This is a genomic window from Teichococcus wenyumeiae (assembly GCF_003696345.1).
Lineage (GTDB): Bacteria > Pseudomonadota > Alphaproteobacteria > Acetobacterales > Acetobacteraceae > Pseudoroseomonas > Pseudoroseomonas wenyumeiae.
In genome coordinates, this window is record NZ_RFLX01000067.1 from 1 (window position 1) to 10,635 (window position 10,635).

Annotated in this window: 9 protein-coding genes; 4 read left to right on the top strand and 5 right to left on the bottom strand. The window is 68.2% G+C overall.

Annotated features, from left to right (window positions below; genetic code table 11):
- A partial coding sequence (locus tag EBE87_RS26490; RefSeq protein WP_122140257.1) for an IS3 family transposase occupies positions 1 to 508 on the top strand: 508 nt, incomplete at its 5' end.
- Between the two features lie 85 nt (positions 509 to 593).
- Here the strand turns inward: EBE87_RS26490 and EBE87_RS26495 are convergent.
- Entirely contained in the window at positions 594 to 1,469 is an 876-nt protein-coding gene (locus EBE87_RS26495; protein WP_120640219.1) for a LysR substrate-binding domain-containing protein, read from the bottom strand.
- Between the two features lie 97 nt (positions 1,470 to 1,566).
- Between EBE87_RS26495 and EBE87_RS26500 the strand changes: the two genes are divergently transcribed.
- Both EBE87_RS26500 and EBE87_RS26505 read left to right on the top strand, forming a co-directional pair.
- Positions 1,567 to 3,264 carry an acyl-CoA dehydrogenase family protein gene (locus EBE87_RS26500; RefSeq protein WP_120640220.1) on the top strand — a complete coding sequence of 566 codons (1,698 nt, stop codon included), beginning with the start codon at positions 1,567 to 1,569 and terminating at the stop codon, positions 3,262 to 3,264.
- Positions 3,261 to 4,226 carry a Bug family tripartite tricarboxylate transporter substrate binding protein gene (locus EBE87_RS26505; protein ID WP_120640221.1) on the top strand — a complete coding sequence of 322 codons (966 nt, stop codon included), beginning with the start codon at positions 3,261 to 3,263 and terminating at the stop codon, positions 4,224 to 4,226. Before EBE87_RS26500 ends, EBE87_RS26505 begins: the two co-directional genes overlap by 4 nt.
- A 259-nt stretch (positions 4,227 to 4,485) precedes the next feature.
- Here the strand turns inward: EBE87_RS26505 and EBE87_RS26510 are convergent, their stop codons facing one another.
- Genes EBE87_RS26510 through EBE87_RS26520 form a run of 3 tightly spaced genes read right to left on the bottom strand, consistent with a single transcriptional unit; the run spans position 4,486 to position 8,202 of the window.
- Positions 4,486 to 5,460 (bottom strand): Bug family tripartite tricarboxylate transporter substrate binding protein, encoded by a 975-nt coding sequence (locus tag EBE87_RS26510; RefSeq protein ID WP_120640222.1) that lies wholly within the window; start codon positions 5,458 to 5,460, stop codon positions 4,486 to 4,488.
- Positions 5,460 to 7,229: an acyclic terpene utilization AtuA family protein gene (locus EBE87_RS26515; RefSeq protein ID WP_199707782.1), complete on the bottom strand. Its 1,770-nt coding sequence runs from the start codon at positions 7,227 to 7,229 to the stop codon at positions 5,460 to 5,462. The genes EBE87_RS26510 and EBE87_RS26515 overlap by 1 nt, the downstream gene beginning before the upstream one ends.
- Positions 7,222 to 8,202, bottom strand: a complete 981-nt coding sequence (locus tag EBE87_RS26520) for a Bug family tripartite tricarboxylate transporter substrate binding protein (RefSeq protein ID WP_120640223.1) — start codon at positions 8,200 to 8,202, stop codon at positions 7,222 to 7,224. Before EBE87_RS26520 ends, EBE87_RS26515 begins: the two co-directional genes overlap by 8 nt.
- Before the next feature lie 124 nt (positions 8,203 to 8,326).
- Here EBE87_RS26520 and EBE87_RS26525 point away from each other — a divergent pair, with 124 nt between their 5' ends.
- A complete protein-coding gene (locus EBE87_RS26525; RefSeq protein ID WP_120640224.1) occupies positions 8,327 to 9,280 on the top strand; it encodes a LysR family transcriptional regulator in 954 nt (317 codons plus the stop codon).
- A gap of 297 nt (positions 9,281 to 9,577) precedes the next feature.
- Here EBE87_RS26525 and EBE87_RS26530 read toward each other — a convergent pair whose 3' ends face one another.
- Positions 9,578 to 10,303, bottom strand: a complete 726-nt coding sequence (locus EBE87_RS26530) for an FkbM family methyltransferase (RefSeq protein ID WP_158601014.1) — start codon at positions 10,301 to 10,303, stop codon at positions 9,578 to 9,580.
- Between the last annotated feature and the right edge of the window lie 332 nt (positions 10,304 to 10,635).

The following is a 10,635-nucleotide window of genomic DNA, read 5'->3' on the forward strand; positions in this document are numbered from 1 at the left end:
TCTGGTGATTGACCGGCCGAACCAGGTCTGGTGCACCGATTTGACGTACATTCCGATGCGCCGGGGCTTTCTCTATCTGGCCCAGGTGATGGACCGGGCGACGAGCAAGGTGCTGTCCTGGCGGGCGTCGAACACCATGGATGTGGAGTTCTGCCTCGAAGCCCTGGAAGAAGCTCTGGCCCGATATGGAGGGCCTGAGATCTTCAACACCGATCAAGGTGGCCAGTTCACTTCACCGCGGTTCACCAGCGTGCTGCAACGCGCTGGAGTGCGCATCTCCATGGATGGGCGGGGCCGCTGGATGGACAACGTGTTTATCGAACGGCTCTGGTGCAGCCTGAAGTATGATTGCGTCCACCTGCATGCCTTCGAAACCGGATCCGAGCTGCGAGCCGGGCTCAGCAGCTGGATCAGCTACTACAATGCCCGGCGGCCGCATTCTGCCATAGCCGGGTGCATTCCCGACGAGGCAGACGGGGCAGCCGGGATGGAGAGACTGGCGGCCTGACACCAACCAGAACCGAGCTTATCCCAGCCGCCAATCTGTCCGGCAGATGGGGACCACCTCACCGCCACAGGCAGGGCAGGCGGGTTCAGCGCGCCATTTCAGCCTCTTCAAGCAACCAACCACGCAGCGCTGTCAGGCCTGGATCAAGATGTCGGCTCGCTTGGTGAAGCAACGTGAACGACCGGCTGGTGGGTCGGATAAAATGATGTGGCGCCACGACACGGCGTGCAGCGAGATCCGCTCCAGCCAGCGCTCGGATGGCGAGCGCGACCCCTAGGCCTTCCGCAGCCGCGTCGACGGCCAGTGCGATGCTGTCAAAGGATAGCCCGGCATGAGGATCACGGCCTTTCATTCCCGCTGCGTTCAGCCAGCGCGCCCAGTCCTCCGGACGCTGGCGCGAATGCAGCAACGTTACGCGCTGCCAGTCGCATCCACTGGCCGTGGCCGGTGAGCAGACCGGCATCATCTCGATCGGTACCAGCCTCTGCATTGCCATGCCAGGTCGGGGCTGCATGTCGGTCACAGCGATCGCTGCGTCGAAGGTGCCCGGCACCATCGCTGCCGGGTCGGTGCAAGTCTGCAGATCAATCTCAAGGTCCGGGTGCCGCTCACGCAGTTGGTGCCAGCGCGGGATCAGCCAGCGGCTGGCGAAGAGCGAGTAGACCCCGAGCGTGAGCCGCCCTGGCGCCGCCTGCCGGATCTTGTTCACCCCCGCCGCGACGCAGTCGAAGCCGTCCCGCGCGGCTGCGAAGAGCATCTCGCCAGCCGGGGTAAGCGCCAGCCCGGTGGCGCTACGCAGGAACAGGCTAACGCCAAGCTCGTGCTCCAACTGCCGCACCCCACGGCTGACCGCGCCAGGAGTGACGGCAAGCTCGTCCGCCGCCCGAGTGACGCTCAGGTGACGTGCGGCCGCCTCGAAGTTCCGTAGGGCGGTCAGGGAAGGAAGACGCCGGATCCTCATGGGCTTGAGCCTAGCTCAACGGCCCCAGCAAACAAATCGATTGGCAGGCGGACCCCGCTCCGGGGAGCCTCCTCAGCAGAAAAACTGGAGGTAACGCATGCACATCCGTCCCCTGGTTCCGCCCTCCGGCGCAGCCGCCATCCCCGACAGCCATGGGCTGAACCTGTACCGCGCGGATTCCGACCTCGCCCGGCTGGCACGCCTGTACCTGCCTCCCGATCTGGTCGAGCATCTTGCGCCACATCTCGACCGGCTGGGCCGGTTGGCGGGCGGCGAGCTCGATGCCCTGGCTCATCAGGCCGACCGCAACCCGCCGGAGCTGCGGCACCGGACCCGCCGCGGCGAGGATCTGCAGTCGGTCGACTATCATCCGGCCTATCGGGATATGGAGCAGCTCGCTTTCGGCGAGTTCGGCTTGGCGGCCCTATCGCACCGCGGAGGGGTACTGGGCTGGGACGCTCCCATGCCACCGGCTGCCAAGTACCTGCTGACCTACCTCTTCGTGCAGGCCGAGTTCGGCCTCTGCTGCCCCGTCAGCATGACCGACAGCCTCACCCGGACCCTGCGCAAGTTCGGCGATCCGGCCCTGGTGGCCCGTTACCTCCCCGCCCTGACCAGCCAGGACCTGGACGCGCTCGACCAGGGTTCGATGTTCATGACGGAGCAGGGAGCGGGCTCGGACATCGCCGCGACGGCGGTGACGGCCTCGCCGCGCGAGGACGGCAGCTGGTCGCTCAACGGCGACAAATGGTTCTGCTCCAACCCCGATGCCGCGCTCGCCATGGTGCTGGCGCGCCGCGAGGGTGGGCCGCCCGGGCTGAAGGGCGTGTCGCTCTTCCTGCTGCCGCGCCGCCTGCCGGATGGCACGCCGAACCACCACCGCATCGTCCGGCTGAAGGACAAGCTCGGCACCCGCTCCATGGCCTCGGGCGAGGTGACGATGAACGGCGCCGTAGCCTGGCTGGTGGGCGAGCCGGAGGCGGGCTTCCGGCAGATGGCCGACATGGTGAACAACTCCCGCCTGTCCAACGGCGTCCGCGCTGCGGGCATGATGCGGCGCGCCACCACGGAAGCGCTGTTCATCGCGCATCGCCGCGTGGCCTTCGGCAGGCGTCTGGTCGAGATGCCGCTGATGCAGCGCCAACTCGCCAAGCTGCTGGTGCCGACCGAGCAGGCCCGCAGCATGGCCTTCCAGGCCGCCGAGGCGCTGCGGCGTGCCGATGCGGGGGAGGAGGGCGCCTATGCCCTCCTGCGCATCCTTACTCCACTGCTGAAGTTCCGCGCCTGCCGTGACGCCCGGCGGGTGGCCGGCGACGCGATGGAGGTGCGCGGGGGCTGCGGATACATCGAGGAATGGCCGGATGCCCGGCTGGTGCGCGACAGCCATCTCGGCAGCATCTGGGAGGGCACCAGCAACATCGTGGCGCTCGACGTGCTGCGCGCCGCCGCGCGGGAAGGATCGCTGCCGGTGCTGCGCGCGCATGTGCATGGGCTTCTCGGCAATGGTGCAGCGCTGCCAGAGGCGGCGCCCGCTCTCGACCGTGCCATCGCCCTGGCCGACAGGGCGCAGGAGGATCCAGCCCTGGCGCGCCAGGCGGCCTCGGCGCTCTACCACCTGACCTCGGCGGCGGCCATGGCCTGGGAGGCGGCACGCCTTGGCACGCCACGGCGGCTTGCCCTGGCCCGGCTGGTGCTGCGGCACCGCGTGCTGCCACGCGACCCGCTGGAGTCCGAGGAGGCCGAGCTGCGGGATCTGCTGGAAGATCCGGGCACCGGGCAGGGAGACACCGCATGAAGACGACCCGGCGTTCCATGTTGGCCCTGGCTGCGGTGGGGGGTCTGGCCCGGCCCGCTCTGGCGCAGCCCGGCGGCAGACCGGTGCTGCTGATCGTGCCCTTCGCGCCCGGCGGGCCTACCGACCTGATCGCCCGGCGCCTCGCCCTTGGCCTCGGTGAGCCCTTGGGCCAGGTCGTCGTGGTCGAGAACCGGCCCGGCGCCGGTGGCAACATTGGTGCCGAGTTCGTTGCCCGCAGCGCGCCGGATGGCCAGACCATCCTGTTCGGCACCTCGGGCCCGCTGGCCATCAACCGAATGCTCTACCCCGACCAGACCTATGACCCGGTCAAGGACTTCGCCCCGATCGCGCCGCTGGGCCGCATCCCGAACGTCCTCGCGGTGAATGCCAGGGTGCCCGCGCGAACCGTGCCCGAACTGGTGGCGCTGGCGAAAAAAGAGAAGCTGTCGTTCGGCTCCTCCGGCAACGGCGCCTCCTCGCATCTGGCTGGCGCGCTGTTCAACCGCATGGCAGGCACCAACATCGAGCACATCCCGTACAAGGGCACCGGCCCGGCGTTGAACGACCTGCTGGCCGGGCATGTCGCCATGGTCTTCACCGACGTGCTGACGGCCCTGCCGCACATCCAGGGCGGACGCGTTCGAGGGCTTGGGGTGACCACCTTAGAACGGTCGGCCGTGCTGCCAGATCTCCCAACCGTGGCGGAGCAGGGCCTGCACGGGAATGACGCCTCGGTCTTCTTCGGACTTACGGTCGCCATCGCGACACCTGAGCCGGTCCGGGAGAGGCTGCGTGGCGCCTTCGTCAGAGCTGTTGGCCAGCTGGAGATCCGCCGCTTCCTGGAGAGTCAGGGGATGCAAGTGGCGCCCGACCTGACCGGCGCGGCACTGAGCTCGCTGATGGAAACCGAGAGAGCCCGTTGGGCTCGTGTGATCCAGGAGGCCAGTGTGCGAGCTGACTGACGGACAGATGCTTGCGCGCGCCAGTCCCAGGGCTCACGCAGCAGGTCGAGGACCATGAGACTGTGGGCGGCGCTGCCGCTCACATTGACCGGGTTCGGCTGAGCCCTTGATGGCCGCCGTCCCCTCGCGCTGCCGTGGCTTGGCCTCGGACGCGTCCAGCCTGATGACGGGCACGATCGTGAACGCCGACGGCGGGTATGCATGCATCGGAGGACAGCCGTGCGGCTGCCCTCAGGTTTCCCTGGTGCGTCTGGCCTCCTCAGTCGGCTCTGGCGCCGGAGGCGTGAACGATGGAAGCCTGCCGCGGCACCTCCGTCGCGAGAAAGGCGGTGACGCGATCGGGGGCGCCCGTCTGGATCGTCAGGCCCATGTCGGAGACGCGCTCCCGCGTGGCGGGAGCGGCGAGGACGTCGTTGAGCGTGCCGTTCAGGCGTGCGATCACCTCCGCCGGTATGCCCGTCGGCGCCAGGAGCGCGAAGCAGGTCTCGCTGACCAAGCCAGGGTAGCCAGCCTCCGCCGTCGTGGGCACCTCAGGCAGAACGGCGGAACGACGCTCCGAGAACACCACCAGCACCTTCAGGGTGGATGCCCGGACATGGGGCACGGTCATCGGGATGACCGGGAAGATGGCTTGCAGCCGCCCGCCCGCGAGGTCGGCCATCGGGCCGCCCGGCGTCGGATAGGGGATGTGGACCAGGGCGCCATCGGCCTTCTGGTTCAGCATCTCGCCCGCGATGTGCCAGGAACTCCCCACGCCGGTCGTGCCGTAGGAGACCGCGCCGGAATGCGCACGCGCGTAGTCGAGAAAGCCGGGGAGGGAGGACGCCGGGAAGGTGGGAGAAACCGCCAGGACGTTCGGCGTGCAGCCCACCATGCCGACGGGCACGAGGTCGCGGCTCGGATTCCAGCCCACGTCCCGGTAGAGGGCGAGATTGGTGGCGAGCGGCCCGGTCCAGGAGAGGACGACCGTGTAGCCGTCTGGCTTGGCGCGGGCGGCCTGGGCCATGCCGACGTTGCCACCCGCGCCGGGGCGGTTCACCACGACGATCGACTGGTTCAGGCGCTTGCCCATCTCTTCGGCCAACAGGCGCGCGAGCGGATCGGATGACCCGCCCGGCCCCGAGGGCAGCACCATCGTGATGGGCTGGCCCGCAGGCCAGCCTTCCGCCCATGCGGGGGACACGATGACGGCGCCGAGCAGCGCCGCAGCGACCCGGACCACCGCTGGGGCCATCACGTCGCCTCCTTCGCGAGGGCTTCCGTCAACACGACGCGCGTCGGCACCAGCTCGCGCGGAACGAGGCAGGAGTTCAGGCCCACCACCGGGCGGACCCGCGATCCCAGGCTGCTGGTGGCCCACTTGCCGGTCCCGGCGAGCCCGTTCACCGCCAAGGGATCGACCTCGCGGCGGAGCTTGTCCGCCTCGGCGCGGCTCGACGTCTTCAGGCCGATGCGCAGGATGACCTCGTAGGGCTCGTGCTCCATGGGCGGCGACGCCTCGCGGTGCACGGCGTTGATGCCGAGGTAGTCGAAGCGGATCTCCTCGGCCCGTAGCTCGATCCTGCGGAAGCGTTCCTTCAGCAGTTCCTCGGTAGCACGGGCCCGGGCCAGGGCGCCGGGGCCAGCGAAGATCACCATCTCCTCCGTCATGAAGCCCTCGCGCAGGCCCACCAGGACTTTTAGGGTCGGGGGCTTGGGCCGCCCTGAGCCTGGCTCGATGAGAATCTCCACCTCGTCCTGGCCAACCTGCTCGAAGCGCACCCTCGTCAGGTCCGTCACGCAGTCGGGGCAGAGGTACTCCGCCGGGTTGCCGACCTCGTAGAGGAGTTGCTCCTTGCAGGTGGCTGGCGTGAGCAGGCCGCCGCTGCCGGGCAACTTGGACAGGATCACCCGGCCCTCGCTCACCTCCGCGATGGGGTTGCCGACCTCCGCCAGGCGGGGGACGTCCTTGTAGCCGGGGTCGGCGAAGTAGCCGCCGCAGACCTGTGCCCCGCATTCCATGATGTGGCCAATGATCATGCCTCGCGCCATGCGTTCATGGTCCTCCAGGGACCAGCCGAACTCGTGCGCCATGGGGCCGAGATAAAGGCAGGCGTCGGCGACCCGGGTGGTGACCACGACGTCGGCGCCGTGCGCCAGGGCCTCCACGATCCCGGCCGCGCCCATGTAGGCCTCGGCCGAGACGACCGCGTCCTGTCGCTCGGCGACCGGCCGCCCGTTCTCGAGGAAGTTGACGCCGAGCTCGGTGATGCGGTCGGTCAGGATGCCGCCATCGACGGCGGCGACCCGCAGGTCTTCAATGCCCAGCTCCCCGGCCAGTTCCACCAGGCGGCGGGCTGCGCCGACCGGGTCGAGCCACCCCTGGTTGGTGATGATCCGCACCCCCTGCGCCTTGGCCTGCCGCAGGATCGGCTCCATGCGGGCCACCAGGTAGGGATCGTAGAGCGGGGTCGCGTCGTTCTCCAGGCGCGATGCCTGGGCCGCGCTCATGGTGACCTCGGACATGGTCTCGAAGCACAGGTAGTCGAGGTCGCCACGGTCGAGCAGGTCGGCCGCTGGTTCGAAGCGGTCCCGGGACCAGGCCGTGGCGGAGCCGAGGCGGATGGACTTGCCCTCGCCCTGCGGTGAGGCCGGTCGGGGCGCCTGCGCCGCTGCGCGGCGGTGCCCGGACGGCAGGCGCAGCGGCAGGGTCAGCATGAGCGAGGACAGGGCCTTGCCGGATTCCTCGAAGGCGAGGGTGCGCGACCGGCCGCCTTCGAGCACCTCATCGAGGACAAAGTTCAGGGCGCCGATGGATGGCACCTCGTAGCGCGTGATGCTGCCCTTGGTGATCGGGCCGAAGACGGAGCGCACCGCCTCCACCGTCACCTGCTCGAGAAGGAGCGGGTAGTCAGCCTCGTCGAAGGCGATCACTGAGACCATCGAGCTGTTGCCCTTCTCGCCCGAGCGGGCATGGGCAATTTCGCGGAGCAAAACCGTCCGTGTCGGCGCGGTGTCAGTCAATGGTCGCTCCTGTCATTCTTACGACCTCCGCCCACTTGGCGATGTCGGATTGGAGGAAGTTGCGGAACTCGTCCGGGCCGCTGCCCACCAGGGTGAAGCCCTGCTGCGTCAGCTGCGCCCTGAGCGCCTCGTCGTCGGCGGCGGCGGCAACGACCTTCCGCAGGCTTGCCACGATGCTCGGAGGGAGGCGGGCCGGGCCGAACAGCCCCATCCAGGCCGTGGCGTCGAAATTCTCCACGCCCTGCTCGCCCGGCGTCGGGGTGTTCGGCAGGAGGGGCGTGCGCTCCGGCGACAGCACGGCGATCGCCTTGATCTGCCCGCCCTGGATGTTCGAGGCCAGCGACGGCACCTGGTAGATGACGATGGGGACGTGACCGGCCATCGTATCGGTGATGGCCTGCCCGATCTCCCGGTACGGGACGTGGTTCATCAGCGCGCCGGTACGCGCCTTCAGCAGCTCGCCCGCCAGTTGCCCCGAGGACCCGACCCCACCCGTCGCGAAGTTCATCCCGCCGCGCCGCCGGGTGAGGGCGGCGAGCTCGGGGATGGTGCTGGCGGGAAGGTCCTTGCTCACGGCCAGGACGTTCGGGAAGTAGGCGACCAAGGAGATGGGGGAGAAGTCTTCCATCACCTGGTACGGGATGTTCGCCATCATCGAGGCGTTGATCGAGTGGGACGAAATCGTTCCCATCACCAGCGTATAGCCGTCGGCCGCAGAGCGGGCGACGGCGACGCTGCCGAGTGTGCCACCGGCGCCAGCGCGGTTCTCGACGATCACTGGCTGGCCGAGATCCGCTGACATGCGGCGCGCGATGACGCGGGCAAGGATGTCGGTGCTGGACCCGGCCCCGTAAGGCACGATCAGGGTGACGGGCCGCGATGGGTATGAGCCGGCCTGCGCCAGGGCTGGCCGCGAGAGCCCGAGGGCGGCCGTCAGGCAGCAGACGCCGCGCCGCGAGAGCAACGTGTCCATCGTCTTTCCTGTGTCTCCTCACGGCGCGGAACTTCATGGCCCCGAGCCTTTCCATGACCCTAGGAATCAGCGCATAACAGCGTCAAACCGTACATTCAGATCATTTGATCGGAACCAGAGATCAATGACGGAAGCGGATGTCCTAAGGGCGCTGCGGGACGTGAACGTTCAGCACATTCTCAGCTTCCTCGTGGTAGCCGAGGTCGGCGGCTTCCGGAGCGCGGCGGAGCAACTCCACATCTCCCAGTCGGCGCTGAGCGTGCAGGTGCGCCAGCTCGAGGCGGCCCTGCAGGTCCAGCTTCTCCACAGGACCACCCGCTCCGTCAGCCTGACACCGCAGGGCAGGGCCGCACGGATCGCGCTTGGCAGGGTCTGCGGTGACTTGCGCCGTGTTGTCGCGGAACTCCGCGACGAGGCGGCCCTGCAGCGCGGCCTCCTTGCCATCGTCGCGCTACCTTCCATGGCCGCGACGATCCTGCCCAAGCTGGTACGGAACTTTACCGCAAAGCACCCCGGCATTGAGGTCCGTCTGCGCGACACGGATTCACGGTCGGCGCTGGCGATGATCCGGCGAGGTGAGGTCGACCTGGGCATCATGTCCCGCCCTCCCTCCGCCGACGCCCTGCACTTCACGCCGCTATTCATGGACGAGTACCTCGTCGTCTCGCCCGGAGCAGGCCGGCGCCCTCCCGGCAAGCGCGTCCCGCTGGAGAGTCTCCGGGGCAGGGCGCTGGTGCTGAACCCGCGTGGAGTTGACCTGCGGGAAAGCCTTGAGGTGCTGTTTGAACGGGCGGGCATCGCCCTCCGGCCAGCCCAGGAGATGATCGCGAACAGCTCCCTCGTCGCACTGGTCGCGGAAGGGCTCGGGACGACGATCCTGCCAAGGGCGGCCCTCAGCGGCCTCCGCCTATCAGGCTGCCAGGTCGCCCCGCTCCATCCCCCTGCCGCGCGGGAGGTAGGAGGTGTCACCTTGCCCGAGCGGTCGGCGGGCCCCGCCGTCCGCGCCTTCCTCGCCCTCGCAGGCGAACTGAGGTCGGGTGAGATGGCCTCCTCGCGCATGCCGACGGCCACCGCTTGAAGCACGTGCCCGGCCAGATGCCGCAGCACCGCCTAACGGTGATGCGGACGATGCCACCGACCCGCTCGTAGGCGAAGGCGAACCCGCCGTCGGCGCCGCGTGCCAGTTCCAGCATCCACGAACCGTCGCCGCCCGCCACGACCGGTGCTTGTCCTTCCGGCCGCGCCAGCGAGGCAGGGACGTGGCGGTGAACGTGGTGTCCTTGGCGACATGTATGGTCCTTCTTCGTACACGCACCTGGTGAGAGGCGCAGAAGGTCTCCCGACCGTCCTGTGGCGCAAAAGCGCGCGGAGGCTCTCAAGCCCTGGCCTTAATCTCCGGAAGGCAGTGCCGGACCATGGTGTCCAGTTCCCGCGGCCAGGCGAAGAAATTGAAGACATAGGGGTTGGATGCCGCGTAGTCCGAGGGGTCCGAGCTGGCCTGTTGCATGGTGGCGCGGTCAAGGGCTGAGGCAGGCCACCACCTTCCCTCCAGAACGAAGCAGGTGACGTAGTCCAGCGCATCCAGGAAGGCAGGCACCGCCCAGGTCGAACCTTCCCGATGCCGCTCCTCCAGTTCGAGCGTCATGACCGGGCGACAGCGAAGCAGGGTGTCGCGCGCGCCCCGCAGGACCTCGTACTCGGCGCCTTCCGCATCGACCTTCATCGCGGTCAGGTCATGCAGGGCGAAGCTGTCGAGCGTAACGACCGGCACCTGTACCTTCTCGGCGCTGACGCGCGGACCGAAGCCCGCAAACTTCTTGACCAGGGAAGCCCATTGCTCCTGGCGGACCCCCTCCACCACCGGCGTTGAGAGCGTCAGCTGGCCGGGCGCATCACCCAGAGCCTGTGGAAGCAGTTCAATCGACGCGATGCCCGCGCAGGCGACAGATAGCCGGGCGAAGGCGGCCGGGAGTGGCTCGAAGGCCAAGACACGCGCGCCGGGAAGACGGCTCAGCGGCAAGGTAAGAAGGCCCTCGTGCGCGCCGACATCCACGAGGCTGCCGGGGCGGTACAAGGCTGTTAGGAAGCGAAGTTCGTCCACTGCTCCCATCCGACCCTGTGCATGGCACTATGGCGCCGCTGGATCAGGCGGCACAAGCCACCACGTGTGAATAGGCGTCCAACCCTGGCCCCATGAAAACGGCTCCTATACCTTTGAGGTTTCTGCTGATTTCTCTCAGAGAGCGGGGTTCCAATCGGCGCCGACCGGGACCTCGGCATACAACCCGATCTGCAAGCAGATCCAACAGGTTATAAGTTATGCAGGGTGGCGTCCCGATTGGATGCTGAAATGTTGATTTTCGCTGAGACCTGACCCGGGAGGGGTCAGAGTTTTCGCTGAGAAATGACCCGTGTCTGTTCACCTCCTCGGCC